Here is a 17,943-nt window from a genome sequence, read left to right on the forward strand (position 1 = left end):
TAACGGGGCACATGAGCCGTGACCGGGCTCTCCTCGAGCGAGCCCTGGACCGTGGCGAACAGGACGGTGGCAACGTCGAATTCAAGGAGCGACTGTCACGAGACGTCCACCTCGAGGGTGGACGACGCGAGAGTCTAGCTGCACAGCTTCGACACCGCCTGCTGTCCGGTGATGGCGAAGCGACGTACGTCGTCGGCGTCACCGACGACGGCGGCCTCGCTGGCATCGATCCCGACACCTTCTCCGAGACGATGGACGTTCTTTCGTTACTGGCCGAAGAGGCCGACGCACACATCGAGGACGTCCAGACGTGGGGCATCGCTGACGGACTGGTCGGCGTCGCACAGGTACGGGAGGGTGGCGTCCTCGAGACGGACGACGAACACGTCGTCGTCGGGACGGCGGGCCACGTCGACCACGGGAAGAGTACGCTCGTGGGCTCGCTCGTGACGGGCAAAGCCGACGACGGCGACGGGGCGACGCGGGCGTTCCTCGACGTCCAGCCCCACGAGGTCGAACGCGGCCTCTCGGCCGATCTGTCCTACGCGGTCTATGGCTTCGACGACGAGGGGCCGGTCCGGGTTCGGAACCCGAATCGCAAGGCAGACCGCGCCGAAGTCGTCCAGGAGGCCGATCGACTCGTCTCGTTCGTCGACACCGTTGGTCACGAGCCGTGGCTTCGGACGACGATCCGCGGACTCGTTGGTCAGAAACTCGACTACGGCCTACTGGTCGTCGCCGCCGACGACGGTCCCACCCGCACCACACGGGAACACCTCGGCGTGTTGCTCGCGACCGAGCTCCCGACGATCGTCGCGATCACGAAAACCGACGCCGTCGATGCCGAGCGCGTCGAGGAAGTCGAACGTGAGGTCGAACGACTCCTCCGTGACGTCGACAAGTCGCCGCTGCGGATCAGCCGCCACGGCGTCGACGCCGCTGTCGAGGAAATCAGCGAACGCGTCGTCCCCATCGTCGAGACCAGCGCGATCACGATGGACGGCCTCGAGACACTGGACGAACTGTTCGACCGACTCCCCAAGACATCCCAGGATACCGGCGAGTTCCGGATGTACGTCGACCGTAGCTACTCGGTGACTGGCGTCGGTGCGGTCGCTTCGGGAACGGTGATGGCCGGCGAGGTCGAGGCTGGCGACGAACTCCTGATCGGTCCCATGCCTGACGGCCGCTTCCAGGAGGTCGAGGTCCGCTCGATCGAGATGCACTACCACCGGGTCGATCAGGCACAGGCGGGTCGGATCGTCGGCATCGCGCTGAAAGGGATTAAAGAAAGCGCCATCGAGCGCGGCATGGTCCTGTTGCCACGGGATGCTGACCCCGACCCGGTCCGAGAGTTCGAAGCCGAAGTGATGGTGCTCAACCATCCCACCCGCATCGGCGAGGGCTACGAACCGGTGGTCCACCTCGAGACGATCGGCGAGGCTGCCGTCTTCCACCCCGAGAACGGCCGCCTCCTGCCAGGAGACACGGGAACGACCACCGTCGAGTTCAAGTTCCGCCCATATCTTATCGAGGAGGGCCAGAAGTTCGTCTTCCGTGAGGGTCGCAGCAAGGGCGTCGGGACGGTCATCGACGTCTCGCCAATGGAGTGACCGATAGTATCGAGTGCGATCGCCGATCTTGTGAGATCGCGTCGATCGACGTCCGTATTTTGCTCCGTAAATCGTATACATTAGACGAGGCTAATCCATAACATGACTGGCGGCATTATCGATATCGTCTCCCATCCGTCATTGCGGCTGCTCGATCACGCAGACGATCGAACAGCGGTCGCTCTGTCTGTCCGACAGTATGAACGACAGCGCGCTTTCACCGCGCTCGAGCCATGACCGGCTGGCTCGAGATCCTCATCGTTGCGTTCGTTCTCCAGCTGTCGGTGCTACCCGGCGAGAAGGTCCAGTTCATCATCGCCGGCCTTTCGACACAGTACGATCCGCGGATCGTCGTCGCCGCCGCGGGGAGTGCCTTCGCTGGCTGGACGGCCCTCGAGATCCTCTTCGGTGCGGCGATCAGGGGCGCACTGCCACCGATCTATCTCGACGCGATTACGGCAGGGTTGTTCCTGCTCTTTGCGGTGTTGCTCATCAGGTCGGCACCCGAGACGAGCTCCCAGCCAGTCGCGACCAACGGCGGGACGGTGATGGGCGACGTAATGGACATCTCGCTTTTCGGGTACGATATCCCGCCGTATCTCAGCGGGTTCGTTCCGATTTTCGCGTTGATGGCCGTGGGTGAGTTCGGTGACAAGACCCAGCTCGTCACGATCGGACTCGCTGTCAAGTACGGGGCCCACCCCGCCATCTGGGCCGGCGAGATGCTCGCAATCATCCCTGTGAGTGCGATCAACGCGTACTTCTTCCACCGGTTCTCACACCGTTTCGATGCTCGGCTGGCCCACTTCGCCGGCGCAGCGCTGTTTCTCTTCTTCGGGCTCGATACGGTGTTGCAGATCCTGACCGGATTCTCGATCTGGGAGACGATCGTCGATGGAATCACGACCGTGATTCTCGGCCTCGTCTAACCCGCCCCCGGCAGAACGAAACCAAAGTTGGTATGTCCGCCTCGGTTCCTGGGCTAGAATAAGATGGTACAGACGAGCGTTATCGGTTGTGGCAACATGGGGAGCGCCCTGATCACGGGCCTCCATCGGTCGGGCAATCACACGGTAACCGCGTGTGATCTCGACCCCGACGCACTCGAGGCGGTCGCCGACTACGTCGATCACACGACGACGGACGTTTCCGAGGCGACCGAGGCCGACGTGGTCGTCGTCGCAGTGAAACCAGACATCGTCGGCGCAGTGCTCGAGGACCTCGATCTCTCGCCCGAGCAGACGCTAGTCTCTATCGCTGCGGGCGTCTCCACCGACTACGTCGGCGCGCGAACCGACGCGAACGTCGTCCGGATCATGCCGAACCTCGCAGCCGAAACCGGGAACATGGCTGCAGCCGTCACCGGAGACGACGTGCCAGACGAGGTTCTGGAACTGCTTGATGACGTCGGCGAGTTCGCCGAGGTCGACGAGAGTCAGATGGACATCGCGACCGCCGTCAACGGCAGCGGCCCCGCCTTCGTCTTCTATCTCATTCAGGCGATGAAAGAAGCGGGCATCGACGGCGGGCTCGCTGCTGACGACGCCGAGACGCTGGCCGCCCAGACGTTCAAAGGCGCTGCCGAGACAGTCCTCCGTTCGGACGAAGATCTCGACGACCTGATCGACGCCGTCTGCTCGCCTAACGGGACGACCATCGAAGGCATGGAAGTCCTCTGGGACAGCAACGCCAAGGAAGACGTCGCCGCGGCGGTGAACGCGGCCGAAGAACGTTCTGCGGAACTCGCTGGGGAGCTCACCGATGAGTAAGGGACTCGAGGAGGCGACCGTCGACGAGGCACGCCAACTCGCCGCCGACGCTGACCGCGTGATCGTCAAGGCCGGGACGAACTCCCTGACCGACGACGACTCGAATCTCGACATCGAGAAGCTCGACAAGCTCGTCGACGACCTCGAGGACCTCCTCTCGCGGGACAAGGAGGTTATCCTCGTCTCCTCTGGTGCGGTCGGTGCCGGGACGGGCCGGATCGAACAGTCGAGCGGGACTGTCGAGGAAACACAGGCGCTGTCGACCGTCGGCCAGAGCCTCCTCATGCACCGCTACACCGAGAGCTTCGACCGCTACGACCGGAAGGTCGCACAGCTCCTGTTGACCCAGCACGACCTCGAGAATCCCGAGCGCTTTACCAACCTCCGGAACACGATCGAGACGCTGTTAGACTGGGGCGTCGTCCCGATCATCAACGAGAACGACGCCGTCGCGACCGAGGAGATCCGTATCGGCGACAACGACATGCTCTCGTCGGCGGCGGCGATCGGTGTCGACGCCGATCTGCTGGTCACGCTGACTGACGTCGGCGGCGTCTACACCGGCAACCCGAAACGCAACGACGACGCCGAGCGCATCGAGGCCGTCGGGACCAACTACGACACGGTGCAGGATATCATCTCCGAGACCACCTCCGAGGGATTCGGCGGCATCCAGACGAAAGTCGAGGGCGCACGTGACGTCAGCGAACACGGCACCCCGGCAGTTATTGCGAAGTCCACCGAGCCCGACGTCCTCGAGAAGATCGCTACTGCCAAACCCGTGGGAACCATATTCGTTCCTATCAACGGTGTGAGCGATGACTGAAACAGATATCGAACGCGACGTCGAGGAGGCACAGACCGCGGCCCTGGAGCTCGCGAAACTTTCCGACGAGGATCGCAGCGCGGCGCTTCACGAGATCGCCGACGCGCTCGAGGCCCGAACCGACGAGATCCTCACGGAAAACGAGAAAGACGTCACCGAGGGCGAGCGGCTGCTCGAGGACGGCGAGTACACGCAGGCGCTCGTCGACCGGCTCAAACTCTCCGAATCGAAGATCGAGGACATCGCCGAGATGGTCCGCAGCGTCGCTGGCCAGGACGACCCGCTGGGCAAGACACTGTCGGCCCGCGAACTCGATGATGACCTCGAACTGTACAAGGTCGCCGTCCCGATCGGCGTCGTCGGGACTGTCTTCGAGTCCCGACCCGACGCGCTCGTCCAGATCGCCGCGCTCGGCCTGAAATCGGGCAACGCGGTGATCCTGAAAGGCGGCAGCGAGGCACTCCACTCCAACCGGATCCTCTTCGAGATCATCGAGGAGGCTGCCGCCGAAGCCGACGTTCCCGACGGCTGGGCCCAGCACATCGAGGCCCGCGAGGACGTCAACGCCTTGCTCGAGATGGACGACGCGATCGACCTGCTGATGCCCCGGGGCAGCTCCGAGTTCGTCAGCTACATCCAGGACAACACGAGCATCCCCGTGCTCGGCCACACGGAGGGGATCTGCCACGTCTACGTCGACGACGACGCCGACCTTTCGATGGCCGAAGACATCGCCTACGACGCCAAGGTCCAGTATCCGGCGGTCTGTAACGCCGTCGAGACGCTGCTGGTCCACACGGATGTCGCCGACGAGTTCCTGCCGGCGATCGCCGACCGCTACGAGACCGCCGGCGTCGAGATGCGCGGTGACGAAGCCACCCGAGAGATCGTCGACGCCGAGGCCGCGACCGACGCCGACTGGGACACCGAGTACGGCGACCTGATCGTCTCGATCAAAGTCGTCGACTCGCTTACGACCGCGATCGACCACATCACGGTCCACAGCTCCAAACACACCGAGTCGATCGTGACCGAAGACGCCGACCGCGCGAGCACTTTCATGCGCAGCCTCGATTCGGCGAGCGTCTTCCACAACGCCTCGACGCGCTTCGCCGACGGCTACCGGTACGGGCTCGGTGCCGAGGTCGGCATCAGCACGGGCAAGATCCACGCCCGCGGTCCCGTCGGCCTCGAGGGACTGACGACCTACAAGTACCACCTCGAGGGCGACGGCCAGCTCGTGGCCACCTACGCCGGCGAGGACGCCAAACCGTTCACCCACGAGGAGTTCGACGGCGAGTGGACGCCTGGTCGGCTCTCCGATAACTAGCGACGCTCTGTTTTCGTCTCGGTTCTCTCCACTCAATTCGCCTGATTTATCGCCTCGCCCGCGTGGGCGCGGGATCGTACAAAATAATCGACCCTGTTATCTGGCCTCGAGCGCCTCAGAGATCGAAGGAATCGACGAGTAGTTCCTCGTCTGTCTCGCCGTAGACGTACGTCGGGCCGCCGATCACGTCGATCGTCACTGTCGCGGGCGCGAAGAGATCCGACGGCACTTCCCCGAACACCCAGTCGAGGTCGTCGAAGACTTCGCCGAACGGGCGACCGTGATCTTCGGCGGCGGTCGACGGCACCGAGTCGAAGAAATCGGCGTCCTCCCGGACGGTGAGATGGGCACGCCCGCCGTAGGCGATCGCGTCGTTCGTCCGCGCGATGGCCGTCCGCTCGTCGCCCGCGACGGGCGCGACCGGGGCGCGACCGGTCGCCGAGACGATGTCGAGGGGATCGTAGCCCAGTTCGGCGAGCCGGAAGGTGGCGAGTTCGGCGGTCCGGGCGGCGTTCGTGATGCTCCCGACGAGACTCGCGGTTCGGTACGCGAGCAGGAAGACGCTACTCGTCTCGACTTCGGCGAGGTCAGCGACCTGCTCGGCCGCAGCTTCGGTCGGCTCGAGTTCGGTCTCGACCGCCAGCGCCGTCAGATCGAACGCATCGGTGTAGCCGACGCGGCGGAATTCCTCTTCTTCGGCCACGAGCGCCCGCGCGGGGCCGCTCCCCAGTCCCTCGAAATCCTCGGTCGTCAGCTCCCAGCCAGCCTTCTGGGAACACAACAGCGAGAGCGCGGGCTGATCGGTCGACAGTTCCACGTAGGGGATCGAGGCGTCGCCGAGTTCGCCCAGTTCGTAGCTCGGCGTCGCCATTCCGGCCGTCTGGATCTCGGTCAACAGCAGTCCGGCCTCGATCCCGCCGTCGAACTCGAGCCCGAAGTCGAGTACCGTCGCGTCGTTCGCGAGGTCGTAGCCACCGATATTCAGCTCCTCGGCGTAGTCGAGGGCCTCGTCGACCAGCTCGATCGCCATCCGATTGAGACTTTCCATGCGACAGGCTTCAGCCTCCGTGGTAAAACCGTTTGTCAGTTCGTATCCGCCCGCCGGGCTGATGTCACTGTATGTCACGCCTCAGACGGTCTGCTGTCCGGTCCCAGGGGGCCGCCAGGCGGTCGGGAGCCTGCCGGCATCCACTGCCAGAGTCCGTTTCACTCCCGGCGATTTCGGGCTGGCCGACCGAGTTGGTCTTCGACAGCCGTGACCTTCTCCGCAGCGTCGATCTCGCGCGTCCGCTTATCGTCGATCTTCAGGACCGTACTCACACGGTCGGCGTCGACTGCGTCGTGGGCCGCCTGTGCGGCCGCGAAGAGGTCGTCCGTCGTCTCGGCTTCGATCACCGTCCCCATCGGGTTCGTCTCGTAGCTCACGTCGTAGTCCTCGAGTGCGTCGACCGCTTTCGCAACCTCGCCGGACATACTGCCTTCGATCACCGGTGCAACGCTCAGGAGCGCGACTACTGTCATACCAACTGCTGATGAGCGGTGGCGACCTAAAGCCGTGGCTTCCGGCGCCGTCGGTCCGAAGGATCTGGCGGCCACAGTGTGTGGCGCGCAAAAACGATCAGTTCCTGGTCGGCGTCCGGGGCGTCTCCGCCGGTGGGTAGATGATCACATCGCCGTTGGCGTAGACGTACACCTCGTGTTCGAGCGCGGTGAAGGCGACGTGGCCGCCCGTCCGGTCGGAGCCGTCCGATTTCGAGGCGAAGATGCGCTCGAGCGCGTCCGGGTCGACGCTATCGTACAGGGAGAACTCACCCTGCGAGACGTCGGTGTCCGCGATCGACGCCAGCGCGTGGACGATCGTCGTGGTGAGCGTCGCCGTCCCCTCGCTGTCGTGGTGGAAGACGTAGCGGTCGTTGGGCTGGTCATACTGGAGGTCGGTCGTGCCATCCGCAGGTGAGAAGTCCGTCTGCATTGCTGGATCTGATCGTTCAACCGTGCAGTACCCAGTACCCCGTCATAGTATAAAAACGACTCGCAGCCGTTAACAGTACGCACGCGTGAAATACACTCTCGGATTAATACTGTCTCTGAATGGTCTCGTTTCCCAGCACGGGTGGCTGAGAGCCATGCGGAGTCACTGTGAGACCGTGACAGCTGACACGGACGACACACCGATCGTGGGTCGTTCGATGGGCGTCCACGGACAGTCGCGACGGGTGTGCGAACGCGACAGCCATCGTCCACTTGCCACGTCCACCCCCGACTTTATCGACGCAGAGCAACAACGATTAGTATGGCATCCGACACAGCAGCCGCTCTCAGCGAAGACCTCGAGGCACTCGAGGACGACCTTCCCGCCGCGGTCGACGACGGCGCGATCGAGCGTATGCGGTTCGTCGCACACGCACTCGACGAGGGGATTCGGGTCCCGGGAACGGACGCAAGGGTCGGACTCGATCCGATCGTCGGGATCCTCCCGGGGGCTGGTGACACCGCAGCCGCAGTCGTCTCGCTGTATCTCGTCGTCGAAGCCGCGCGCATGGGCGTCTCAACATCGACGCTGCTTCGCATGCTTGCAAACGTCGGCGTCGACGCCGTCATCGGTTCCATCCCCGTCCTCGGCGTCGTCTTCGACGCCTTCTGGAAGGCAAACACGTGGAACCTCGAGCTGGCGCTCGAGGATCTCGCTGCGGAATACGAGTAATCAGACCGCGACGCTCAGAGGATCTCAGTCACATTCACATCCAGAACGAGTTTCGCTACATGGACAATTCGCTCGTCGGATTGCATTCAGAGAAATGCGCTGGCTGGGATTTGAACCACGTCCAGACGTGCTCGTTTCACTGCGCGCGTCTGGCCTTATTCAAACCCAGAACGATTTCGTCGCTCACGGAGTTGTTCGCGACAGAAATGCGCTGGCTGGGATTTGAACCCAGGTTGTGACCATGGCAAGGTCACGTGATACCACTACACTACCAGCGCCCTCGACTGACTTCGGTCAGCCAGGTCATCTCGAGTGCAAGTAGATAAATGTGCCATCCCTATTTATAACTGACGAACATCGAAAGCAGACGTTCACCAACAAATCAGTCTCATGCACTCATGGGAGTCGGTTGGCGGTGGCTCGAGCTCACTTTCATAGCGTCAGTGTACGAATGTGTCGTCAACAGGTCGATCGCGGTCGCTCGTAGGATTGAATTCAGAGATGTGCGCTGGCTGGGATTGAAACCACGCCTGAGAACCTGCTCGCCGTGCTCGTCGTCGTTGCTTCAGCGAAAAGTGCGCTGGCTGGGATTTGAACCCAGGTTGTGACCATGGCAAGGTCACGTGATACCACTACACTACCAGCGCCCTGCTGCACTCATACCTACTGCCGGATGGATGTATAAGGGTTGCGAATCGGCCCGCCTTCGGCATGCCCAAGCATGCCGATTTTGCGACCCACCAGTAGCGACACCTTCTCTAGTACCAGCAATATCATCCGCATTTGCGGTTGGTGTCTGCGACCAGTTGCCGAACGTGAGTGTGTGCCCGTTCGGCACGAATTCACGGGTGTGAGCGGTTGGCGGCCGGGATCGAATCCGCTATTCTTTTAAGACCCTCTCCGCAATACATCGCTACAGTCTAGTGACGCGGCGCCGAAGCGTCTCGGCATGACCATCAGCGTACTCGTACCGTCGTCACTCACCCGGGAAGCCGAAGACAAACGCGAGGCAACTCGCAAAGTTGGATACGTCGCCCGCGCGGCGACGATCTTCCGGGCCGATCGCCTGATCGTCTATCCCGATCGGGACGGCGAAACAGGGCGATTCGACGGCGGGTTCGTCACAACCGTCTTACGGTACGCCGCAACGCCCCCCTACCTCCGCAACGAGGCCTGGGGGATGCGGGACGAACTGGAGTACGCTGGTGTCTTGCCGCCGCTCCGCGCGGTGTCACAGACCGGCTCCGAATCGAACGGTTCGGGGTCGTCAAGACAAGGGATCGTGACCGAGGTCGGACCTGAAGGGCGCGTCCGGGTCAATTGCGGACTGCAACACCCGATCTCCCTCAACACACCTCCTGACATGGAGGTCGACGAGGGAGAGCGCGTGACCGTCAGGATCTCTTCGCGACGACCGGTCCGGGCGAAGCTCGTCGACGAACCCCTTCCGGGGCTCACAATCGAGCAGACGGACCTTTCGGCAGCACTCGGCCGTGAGGACGCCGGCGTCTGTATCGCAGCCTCCCGATTCGGTGAAGAACTCACCGTGGGACGGCTCGAGACGCTGGCCGGACGCGTCGAGGACGACGGGATGACCGTCGCCTTTGGGGCGCCCGAGCGAGGGTTGCCGGATATCCTCGGAATCGAGGCATCTGCCGTCGGGGCTGTCCAGGAGACAGCCACGGACGGGGATGACGGAGTCGAACCCACTGCCGATCCGGGGTTCGACCTCTGGCTAAACACGGTTCCGAACCAGGGAAGCGAGGTGGTGCGAACGGAAGAAGCTCTGTTCGCCACCCTCGCTCCCCTCTCACTCAGAGAGTGATAGAATGCCACAAGCAAATAGACCACGCAAAGGCTCACTCGGGTTCGGCCCACGAAAGCGTGCGACCAGCGAGGTCCCACGGTTCAACTCGTGGCCGGACGACGACGGACAGCCGACGCTGCAGGGGTTCGCGGGCTACAAGGCCGGCATGACCCACGTCGTCATGGTCGACGATAAATCGAATTCGCCGACCGAAGGGATGGAACAGACCGTCCCCGTGACGATCGTGGAGACGCCGCCGATGCGCGCCGTGTCCCTGCGAGCGTACGAAGACACGCCGTATGGTATGAAGCCGCTAACTGAGGTCTGGACCGACGAGTTCGCCCCCGAACTCGATCGCGTGCTGGACCTTCCCGGTGACGATTACGACGCCGACGCCGCCACGGACGAGCTCCGTGGCCTCCACGAGGAGGGCCGCGTCGACGACGTTCGCGTCATCACCCACACGGTACCGTCGGAGGTTCCCTCGGTACCCAAGAAGAAACCGGACGTGATGGAAACGCGCGTCGGCGGCGGTTCCGTCGACGAACGCGTCGATTTCGCCCTCGAGCTGCTCGAGGACGGCGGCGAGCACGTCATGAACGACGTGTTCCGCGCCGGCGAGTACCTCGACGCAAGCGGCGTCACGAAAGGGAAAGGGACCCAGGGTCCCGTCAAGCGATGGGGCGTCCAGAAACGCAAGGGCAAACACGCCCGGCAGGGCTGGCGTCGCCGCATCGGCAACCTCGGCCCCTGGAACCCATCTCGCGTCCGCTCGACGGTCCCCCAGCAGGGCCAGACCGGCTACCACCAGCGGACGGAACTGAACAAGCGCCTCGTCGACATCGGCGACGGCGCCGACGCGACGGTCGACGGCGGCTTCGTCAACTACGGCGAAGTCGACGGACCGCACGCGCTGATCAAGGGCTCGCTCCCCGGGCCACAACAGCGTCTCGTACGCTTCCGCCCGGCGATCCGACCCGGAGACCAGCCGCGCCTCGATCCCGAGGTGCGCTACGTCTCCACCGCATCCAACCAGGGATAACACATGGACGCAACAGTACGAAACCTGGACGGCTCCGAGGCGGACACGGTCGAGCTCCCGGCGGTCTTCGAGACCACGTACCGCCCGGACTTGATCGGTCGCGCCGTGCGTGCCGCACAGGCCAACCGAAAACAGGACTACGGTGCCGACGAGTTCGCTGGCCTTCGAACGCCGGCCGAATCGTTCGGTAGCGGCCGAGGCATGGCCCACGTCCCACGACAGGAGGGTCGCGGTCGACGCGTTCCCCAGACGATCAAGGGACGCAAGGCTCACCCGCCGAAAGCCGAAAAGGACCAGTCCGAATCGATCAACACGAAAGCAAAGAAACTGGCCGTCCGCAGCGCCATCGCTGCGACGACCGACGCCGAACTCGTCGCCGAACGTGGCCACGAGTTCGACGACGACGCCGAGATTCCGGTTGTCGTCTCCGACGAGTTCGAGGACCTCAAGAAGACGAAAGAGGTCGTCGAGTTCCTCGAGGCCGCCGGCCTCGCGGACGACATCGAACGCGCCGACGAGGGTCGCAGCGTCCGCTCCGGTCAGGGGAAAGCCCGTGGCCGCAAGTACAAGACGCCGACGTCGATCCTCTTTGTCACCTCGAGCGAGACCGGCCCGTCCCGTGCGGCCCGCAATCTTGCGGGTGCCGACGTGACGACGGCCGCCGAGGTCAACGCGGAGGATCTCGCCCCCGGCGCACAGCCCGGACGGCTGACCGTCTGGACCGAGAGCGCACTCGAGGAGGTGGCTGACCGATGAGTTCGATCATCGAACACCCGCTCGTGACCGAGAAGGCGATGGACGACATGGACTTCGAGAACAAGCTCCAGTTCATCGTCAACCCGGACGCGACCAAGCCCGAGATTCGGGACGTGGTCGAAGAGCGCTTCGAGATCTCGGTTGAGAAGATCAACACGCAGGTTACGATGAACGGCAAAAAGAAAGCGGTCGTCCGCCTCTCCGAGGACGACGACGCACAGGAAGTCGCTTCGCGAATCGGGGTGTTCTGAGCATGGGACGACGCATTCAAGGACAACGACGTGGTCGCGGGACCTCCACGTTCCGTGCCCCGTCGCACCGATACAAGGCGAAGCTCGACCACAAGAAAGAGGAAGACGACGACGTCGTGCGCGGGACGGTCGTGGACATCGAACACGACCCGGCCCGCTCCGCACCGGTCGCCGCCGTCGAGTTCGACGACGGCGATCAGCGACTGATCCTCGCACCCGAGGGTATCACCGTCGGCGAGGAGTTGCAGGTCGGCGTTTCCGCAGAGATCAAGCCCGGCAACACGCTCCCGCTCGCGGAGATCCCCGAAGGGGTCCCGGTCTGTAACGTCGAAGCGAACCCCGGCGACGGCGGTCGATTCGCCCGCGCTTCGGGGACCAACGCGGACCTGATCACCCACGACCGCAACGCTGCGGTCGTTCAGCTTCCAAGCGGCGAGGTCAAGCGCCTCGATCCGCAGTGTCGTGCCACCATCGGCGTCGTCGCCGGTGGCGGTCGCACGGAGAAGCCGATGGTCAAGGCAGGGAACAAGTACCACAAGATGAAGGCCCGGGGCACCAAGTGGCCTCGCGTCCGTGGTGTTGCGATGAACGCCGTCGACCACCCGTTCGGTGGCGGTGGCCGCCAGCACCCCGGCAAACCCAAGTCCGTCTCGCGGGACGCCCCGCCGGGACGGAAGGTCGGTGACATCTCGTCCCGACGCACCGGTCGAGGTGGCAACAAATGAGTCAGGAGTACCGAACCGGCCGTGAAGGTGAGTTCACCTACCGCGGCTACACGGTCGAGGAGCTGCAGGACATGGAGCTCGACGAGGTCGTGGAACTGCTGCCCGCACGACAGCGGCGAAGTATTCAGCGTGGCCTTTCCGTCGAGAAAGAGAAGCTGCTCGAGGAGGCCCGCAACGCGGACGAAGAGGAGACGGCGAACGCGCCGATCCGAACGCACCTGCGGGATATGCCGATCCTGCCGGAGTTCGTTGACCTGACCTTCGAGGTCTACAACGGACAGTCGTTCGAGCGCGTCCGCGTCGAGCCCGAAATGATCGGCCACTACCTCGGCGAGTTCCGACTCACCCGGACCTCCGTCGAGCACGGCCAGGCCGGTATCGGCGCGACCCGATCGTCGAAGTTCGTCCCACTGAAGTGATCCACGCATGGGAATCAACTACTCAGTCGACGCCGACCCCGACACCACGGCGAAAGCCATGCTTCGGGAGCGTCATATGAGCCACAAGCACAGCAAGGAGGTCGCCCGCGAGATCAAGGGCCGCACCGTCGCGGACGCACAGGCGTACCTCCAGGACGTCATCGACGAAGTACAGTCGGTTCCGTTCAAGTCCCACAACGCCGGCGCGGGGCACCGCTCCGACGTCGACGGCTGGGACGCCGGCAAATATCCCGAGAAGGTTTCCGGGGAGTTCCTCGACCTGCTCGAGAACGTCGAAGCCAACGCGGACAGTCAGGGCTTCGACGGTGCGTCCATGGAGATCGCCCACGTCGCCGCCCACAAGGTCGGCGAGTCCGTGGGCCGCAAGCCCCGCGCAATGGGGCGGGCGTCCTCCTGGAACACGCCGCAGGTAGACGTCGAGATCGTCGTCGAAGAAGTCGACGAGGACGAAGAAGGTGATAGCTAATGGCTGACGAACACCAATTCATCGAGAACGGCCTCCAGCGGTCCCAGATCGACGAGTTCTTCCAGGAAGAACTCGGCCGCGCGGGCTACGGTGGTATGGACGTCGCCAAGACGCCGATGGGAACCCAGATCGTCCTCAAGGCCGAAAAGCCCGGGATGGTCATCGGCAAAGGCGGCGAGAACATCCGGAAGGTCACGACGGCCCTCGAAGAGCGGTTCAACCTCGAGGACCCCCAGATCGACGTGCAGGAGGTCGAAGAACCCGACCTGAACGCACGAATCGTCGCGGACCGACTGGCCAACGCACTCGAGCGCGGCTGGTACTTCCGGAAGGCCGGTCACACGACGATCGACCGGATCATGGAAGCCGGCGCACTCGGCGCTGAGATCGTCCTCTCCGGGAAGGTCACCGGTGCGCGATCGCGCGTCGAGAAGTTCAACCGCGGCTACATCAAGCACAACGGCGAACCCGCCGAAGAGGTCGTCGACCACGGCCAGGGCGTTGCGGTGATGAAACTCGGCACCATCGGTGTCGACGTCAAGATCATCCCGCCGGGAGCCGAACTCCCCGACGACTTCGAAGTCAACGAGGACATGGATCCCGAAGAGCTCGTCCCCGACGCCGTCGAGGCCAACGAGGCCGAAGGCGTCGAGGAACTCCTCGAGGGCGAACCCGAGGAAGCTGAAGCCGCTGCCGCCGACGCCGAGGCAGAAGCCCCGGCGACGGAGGCCGACGAGGAAGCACTCGACGAGGACGTCGTCGAGGAAGTCATCGAAGAAGAGGTCGAGGCTGACGCCGACGAGGAGTTCGAAGAGGTCGAAGTCCCCGGCGGCGACGAAGACGTCGAAGAAGAACTCGAAGAACTCGAGGAAGACGTCGAAGCGGAAGCCGAAGAACTCGTCGAGGAGATGGAAGCGGACGACGACGAAGACGAGGGAGGTGACGCCTGATGGCGATCCTCCACGTCGAAGAGATCCGTGACATGACGCCTGCCGAACGGCAGGAGGAACTCGAGGAACTCGAGACGGAACTGCTGAACCAGAAGTCCGTCCTCGCAGCCGGTGGAGCCCCGGAGAATCCGGGCCGCATCGGCGAGCTGAGTACCACCATCGCGCGGATCAAGACGATCCAGCGCGAGGAAGGCGACCTCGAAGACGAAGAATAAGACAACAATGGCACTGACACCCGAGACGCTGCCGCGACACGAACTCAACGGACTGCCCGTCCGCGTCGTCGAAAGCGACGACGCCTCGCGGGTCGGTCTGGAGGGACGGGTCGTCATCGAGACGACCAATACCCTCTCGATAGAAGTTCGAACGGACGGCGAGTCACGGGTGGTGATGGTGCCAAAGTCGGGCTCGACGTTCGAGTTCGCGATCACAGATGACGCCGCCGACTATCGTCGAGGGGACCTCGACGTCTTCCCGGACGAGGTCCGGGAATCCGCAAAGGAGTCGGGGACTGCGTCCAAACTGGCCGACACTCAACCTGCTGGGGTGGAGCAATCCACACCGGTGGACGGCGCTGGCGAGGATGTGGCCTACGTTACGGTCGATGGATCGCGGCTGCTCTCACGACCCGCCCGACGCACGGAAACGAATGGTGACTCACCATGGCAATAGGACTAGACGTTGAAACCCCTCCGGAACCAGAAAACCCGGAGGAATACGACTACGAGAAGTGTCCGTTCTACGGCGACCTCGCCGTTCGAGGCCAGGTCCTCGAAGGCACCGTCGTCTCGACGGACATGGACAAGACCGTAGTCGTCGAGCGAGAGTACGATGTGGCGGTCCCGAAGTACGACCGCCAGATGAAACGACGCTCGCGCATCCCGGCTCACGTACCGGGCGTGCTCGAGCCGCTCTCGGTCGGTGACACGGTCAAGATCGCAGAGACCCGACCACTGTCGAAGACGAAATCGCACGTGGTCGTCGAAGTAACCGAAGAAGCGACTGCGGCAGATGTTGCCGAGCTGACCGGTCAGGCCGAGCCTGAGCCGGAGCTTTCGGCGGAAGACCTCGCCGCAGCCGAAGACGAGGGTGATCAGTGATGGAGGCAATGAAAGCCGACGTCACCCAGGGCCTGAAGAAGGGCTCGCTGGTCACGTGTGCCGACAACACCGGCGCACGTGAGCTGAAGATCATCAGCGTCTCGGGCTACCACGGCACCAAGAGCCGCCAGCCGAAGGCGGGAATCGGTGACAAAGTGACCGTCTCGGTCACGAAGGGTACCCCCGAGATGCGCCGCCAGGTCCTCGAGGCCGTCGTCGTCCGCCAGCGGAAGTCGATCCGCCGGCCCGACGGCACCCGACTCAAGTTCGAGGACAACGCGGCAGTCATCATCGACGAGAACGAAGAGCCCCGCGGTACGGAGATCAAGGGGCCGATCGCCCGCGAAGTCGCAGAACGCTTCGGAGCAATCGCCAGCACGGCGACGATGATCGTATAGATATGACTGAACAACCACACAAACAGCGAACGCAGACGCGAAACGCGCCGCTGCACAAGCGACAGAAGCAGCTGCACGCGACGCTGTCCGACGAGCTTCGCGAGGAGTACGACACTCGACGCACCCGCGTCAACGCGGGCGACACCGTCGAGGTCATGCGTGGCGACCACGCCGGCGACGAAGGCGAGGTCATCCGTGCGATCCTCGAGGACGGCACGATCCACGTCGAGGACGTCACCATCGAGACGGCCGACGGCGAGGAAGTGCCTCGACCGCTCGACCCGTCGAACGTCCGTATCACGGACCTCGACCTCGAGGACGAGCGTCGCGAGGCGCGACTCGAAGGTGATAACGAATGACGAAACACCAGAAGCGACTATCGGTACCGAAATCCTGGCCGGTCGAGCGAAAGACCGAGACCTTCACGGTGAAAGCCGGTGCCGGCCCGCACGGCCAAGACGGCGTGCCGCTCGTCGTCCTCCTGCGGGACGTGCTCGGCTACGTGGACTCGCGCAAGGAAGCGCGATACGCTCTCTCGGAGGATGCGATCCTCGTCAACGGGGATGCGATCAACGACGAACAGCGCCCGATCGGCATGTTCGACATCGTCGCCTTCCCCGCACGCGGGGAGTACTACCGCGTCTTCCCCGACGAGGGCGGTCGACTCGCACTGACCGCGATCGACGAGGACGCTGCGGAGAGCCGTCTCGGCAAGATCGAGGGCAAACAGCAGGTCCCCGGCGGCCAGACGCAGCTGACGCTGCACGACGGGACGAACGTCCTCGTCGACGATGACGAGTACAACGCACGCGACTCGATCGTCGTCGACAACGACGACAAGTCGATCGTCGCCCACTTCCCCTACGAGGAGGGCGCGCTCGTGACGGCCGTTCGTGGCAACCACGGCGGCAAGATCGGCGAAGTCGACGCGATCGACATCACCCCCGGCAGTGGCTCGAACACCGTCGGCGTCTCGACGGACGACGGTGGCTTCGAGACGGTCGAAGAGTACGTCGTCGTCATCGACGAGAACTTCACGGGTGATGACGAATGAGCGAAGCTGACGCAGGCGAGTTCCACGAGATGCGCGAGCCGCGCGTCGAAAAAGTCGTCGTCCACATGGGCGTCGGCCAGGGTGGCCGCGAACTCGGCAAGGCCGAGGACATCATCGAGGAAGTCACGGGCCAACAGAGCGTCCGGACCCAGGCGAAAAAGACCGAACCCGACTTCGGGATTCGCCAGGGCGACCCGATCGGCACGAAGGTCACCCTTCGTGACGACGACGCCCACGCGTTCCTCGAGAAAGCGCTGCCGCTCGCGGACATCTCCGCGACGCAGTTCGACGACACCGGCAACTTCAGCTTCGGTGTCGAGGAACACACCGACTTCCCGAGCCAGGAGTACGATCCGAACGTCGGGATCTACGGGCTGGACGTCACCGTCAACCTGGTGCGTCCCGGCTACCGTATCGCCAAGCGAGACAAGGCGACCCGTTCGATCCCCTCGAGCCACCGACTGACCCACGAGGACGCCATCACGTTCCTCGAAGCGAACTTCGACGTCAGCGTGGAGGGCCCAGACGATGAGTGAAAGCGAAACCGAAAACGACCAGACGGGCGAGCACGCCGCAAAGCGGACGGGACAGATCGAGTCCTGTCAGCGCTGTGGCCGCGAGCAGGGACTCGTCGGCAAGTACGATATCAACCTGTGCCGACAGTGCTTCCGCGAGATCGCCCGCGACATGGGATTCAAGAAGTATCGATAAT

At 63.7% G+C, this 17,943-nt stretch carries 25 protein-coding genes and 2 tRNA genes; 22 read left to right on the top strand and 5 right to left on the bottom strand.

Annotated elements, in window-relative coordinates; all coding sequences use genetic code 11:
- The first annotated feature begins 11 nt into the window (after positions 1-11).
- From ACERI1_RS14835 to ACERI1_RS14855, 5 genes are all read left to right on the top strand, one after another.
- A complete protein-coding gene (locus ACERI1_RS14835) occupies positions 12-1,613 on the top strand; it encodes a GTPBP1 family GTP-binding protein (RefSeq protein ID WP_373619170.1) in 1,602 nt (533 codons plus the stop codon).
- 233 nt (positions 1,614-1,846) lie between these two features.
- Complete coding sequence (locus ACERI1_RS14840) at positions 1,847-2,542, top strand: TMEM165/GDT1 family protein (protein ID WP_373619172.1); 696 nt, start codon at positions 1,847-1,849, stop codon at positions 2,540-2,542.
- 63 nt (positions 2,543-2,605) lie between these two features.
- On the top strand, positions 2,606-3,382 hold the full coding sequence (gene proC, locus ACERI1_RS14845; RefSeq protein ID WP_373619173.1) for a pyrroline-5-carboxylate reductase: 777 nt from the start codon (positions 2,606-2,608) through the stop codon (positions 3,380-3,382).
- A complete protein-coding gene (proB, locus tag ACERI1_RS14850; protein WP_373619174.1) occupies positions 3,375-4,208 on the top strand; it encodes a glutamate 5-kinase in 834 nt (277 codons plus the stop codon). Before proC ends, proB begins: the two co-directional genes overlap by 8 nt.
- Positions 4,201-5,538, top strand: coding sequence for a glutamate-5-semialdehyde dehydrogenase (locus tag ACERI1_RS14855; protein WP_373619176.1), 1,338 nt, complete (start codon positions 4,201-4,203; stop codon positions 5,536-5,538). Before proB ends, ACERI1_RS14855 begins: the two co-directional genes overlap by 8 nt.
- Before the next feature lie 115 nt (positions 5,539-5,653).
- Here ACERI1_RS14855 and mch read toward each other — a convergent pair whose 3' ends face one another.
- The 3 genes from mch to ACERI1_RS14870 all read right to left on the bottom strand — a co-directional run bounded on the left by mch (position 5,654) and on the right by ACERI1_RS14870 (position 7,510).
- On the bottom strand, positions 5,654-6,586 hold the full coding sequence (mch, locus tag ACERI1_RS14860) for a methenyltetrahydromethanopterin cyclohydrolase (RefSeq protein ID WP_373619178.1): 933 nt from the start codon (positions 6,584-6,586) through the stop codon (positions 5,654-5,656).
- A gap of 158 nt (positions 6,587-6,744) precedes the next feature.
- Complete coding sequence (locus tag ACERI1_RS14865) at positions 6,745-7,059, bottom strand: MTH1187 family thiamine-binding protein (RefSeq protein WP_373619180.1); 315 nt, start codon at positions 7,057-7,059, stop codon at positions 6,745-6,747.
- A 97-nt stretch (positions 7,060-7,156) separates the two neighbouring features.
- The gene (locus ACERI1_RS14870) at positions 7,157-7,510 is read right to left on the bottom strand and encodes a HalOD1 output domain-containing protein (RefSeq protein ID WP_373619181.1); all 354 of its coding nucleotides are present in this window, start codon (positions 7,508-7,510) and stop codon (positions 7,157-7,159) included.
- A 321-nt stretch (positions 7,511-7,831) separates the two neighbouring features.
- Between ACERI1_RS14870 and ACERI1_RS14875 the strand changes: the two genes are divergently transcribed.
- Positions 7,832-8,242, top strand: coding sequence for a DUF4112 domain-containing protein (locus tag ACERI1_RS14875; RefSeq protein ID WP_373619183.1), 411 nt, complete (start codon positions 7,832-7,834; stop codon positions 8,240-8,242).
- 207 nt (positions 8,243-8,449) lie between these two features.
- Here ACERI1_RS14875 and ACERI1_RS14880 read toward each other — a convergent pair.
- Together ACERI1_RS14880 and ACERI1_RS14885 are read right to left on the bottom strand one after the other, a co-directional pair.
- Positions 8,450-8,520 (bottom strand) — tRNA-Gly (locus tag ACERI1_RS14880).
- A gap of 298 nt (positions 8,521-8,818) precedes the next feature.
- Positions 8,819-8,889: transfer RNA gene (locus ACERI1_RS14885), tRNA-Gly, on the bottom strand.
- A 302-nt stretch (positions 8,890-9,191) separates the two neighbouring features.
- Here ACERI1_RS14885 and ACERI1_RS14890 point away from each other — a divergent pair.
- The 16 genes from ACERI1_RS14890 to ACERI1_RS14965 are packed head-to-tail and all read left to right on the top strand — an operon-like array spanning position 9,192 to position 17,942.
- Entirely contained in the window at positions 9,192-10,067 is an 876-nt protein-coding gene (locus tag ACERI1_RS14890; protein WP_373619184.1) for a putative RNA uridine N3 methyltransferase, read from the top strand.
- 4 nt (positions 10,068-10,071) lie between these two features.
- Entirely contained in the window at positions 10,072-11,091 is a 1,020-nt protein-coding gene (locus ACERI1_RS14895) for a 50S ribosomal protein L3 (protein WP_373619186.1), read from the top strand.
- Between the two features lie 3 nt (positions 11,092-11,094).
- Entirely contained in the window at positions 11,095-11,847 is a 753-nt protein-coding gene (gene rpl4p / locus ACERI1_RS14900) for a 50S ribosomal protein L4 (protein WP_373619187.1), read from the top strand.
- Positions 11,844-12,098: a 50S ribosomal protein L23 gene (locus tag ACERI1_RS14905; protein ID WP_373619188.1), complete on the top strand. Its 255-nt coding sequence runs from the start codon at positions 11,844-11,846 to the stop codon at positions 12,096-12,098. The genes rpl4p and ACERI1_RS14905 overlap by 4 nt, the downstream gene beginning before the upstream one ends.
- 2 nt (positions 12,099-12,100) lie before the next feature.
- A complete protein-coding gene (locus ACERI1_RS14910; RefSeq protein ID WP_092929696.1) occupies positions 12,101-12,823 on the top strand; it encodes a 50S ribosomal protein L2 in 723 nt (240 codons plus the stop codon).
- Positions 12,820-13,242, top strand: coding sequence for a 30S ribosomal protein S19 (locus ACERI1_RS14915; protein WP_373619191.1), 423 nt, complete (start codon positions 12,820-12,822; stop codon positions 13,240-13,242). The genes ACERI1_RS14910 and ACERI1_RS14915 overlap by 4 nt, the downstream gene beginning before the upstream one ends.
- Positions 13,243-13,249: 7 nt before the next feature.
- Entirely contained in the window at positions 13,250-13,729 is a 480-nt protein-coding gene (locus tag ACERI1_RS14920; RefSeq protein WP_373619192.1) for a 50S ribosomal protein L22, read from the top strand.
- Complete coding sequence (locus ACERI1_RS14925) at positions 13,729-14,679, top strand: 30S ribosomal protein S3 (RefSeq protein WP_373619193.1); 951 nt, start codon at positions 13,729-13,731, stop codon at positions 14,677-14,679. Before ACERI1_RS14920 ends, ACERI1_RS14925 begins: the two co-directional genes overlap by 1 nt.
- On the top strand, positions 14,679-14,894 hold the full coding sequence (gene rpmC, locus ACERI1_RS14930; protein WP_373619195.1) for a 50S ribosomal protein L29: 216 nt from the start codon (positions 14,679-14,681) through the stop codon (positions 14,892-14,894). Before ACERI1_RS14925 ends, rpmC begins: the two co-directional genes overlap by 1 nt.
- Before the next feature lie 7 nt (positions 14,895-14,901).
- Positions 14,902-15,351, top strand: coding sequence for a ribonuclease P protein component 1 (locus ACERI1_RS14935; RefSeq protein ID WP_373619197.1), 450 nt, complete (start codon positions 14,902-14,904; stop codon positions 15,349-15,351).
- Entirely contained in the window at positions 15,342-15,779 is a 438-nt protein-coding gene (locus ACERI1_RS14940; RefSeq protein WP_373619198.1) for a 30S ribosomal protein S17, read from the top strand. The genes ACERI1_RS14935 and ACERI1_RS14940 overlap by 10 nt, the downstream gene beginning before the upstream one ends.
- Complete coding sequence (locus tag ACERI1_RS14945; RefSeq protein WP_049953233.1) at positions 15,779-16,177, top strand: 50S ribosomal protein L14; 399 nt, start codon at positions 15,779-15,781, stop codon at positions 16,175-16,177. Before ACERI1_RS14940 ends, ACERI1_RS14945 begins: the two co-directional genes overlap by 1 nt.
- 2 nt (positions 16,178-16,179) lie before the next feature.
- The gene (rplX, locus tag ACERI1_RS14950; RefSeq protein ID WP_373619200.1) at positions 16,180-16,536 is read left to right on the top strand and encodes a 50S ribosomal protein L24; all 357 of its coding nucleotides are present in this window, start codon (positions 16,180-16,182) and stop codon (positions 16,534-16,536) included.
- Positions 16,533-17,231: a 30S ribosomal protein S4e gene (locus tag ACERI1_RS14955; protein ID WP_373619201.1), complete on the top strand. Its 699-nt coding sequence runs from the start codon at positions 16,533-16,535 to the stop codon at positions 17,229-17,231. Before rplX ends, ACERI1_RS14955 begins: the two co-directional genes overlap by 4 nt.
- A complete protein-coding gene (locus tag ACERI1_RS14960) occupies positions 17,228-17,767 on the top strand; it encodes a 50S ribosomal protein L5 (RefSeq protein ID WP_373619203.1) in 540 nt (179 codons plus the stop codon). The genes ACERI1_RS14955 and ACERI1_RS14960 overlap by 4 nt, the downstream gene beginning before the upstream one ends.
- Entirely contained in the window at positions 17,760-17,942 is a 183-nt protein-coding gene (locus ACERI1_RS14965; protein WP_008011519.1) for a 30S ribosomal protein S14, read from the top strand. Before ACERI1_RS14960 ends, ACERI1_RS14965 begins: the two co-directional genes overlap by 8 nt.
- The last annotated feature ends 1 nt before the right edge of the window (position 17,943 follow it).

The organism is Natrinema sp. HArc-T2 (genome assembly GCF_041821085.1).
GTDB lineage: Archaea > Halobacteriota > Halobacteria > Halobacteriales > Natrialbaceae > Natrinema.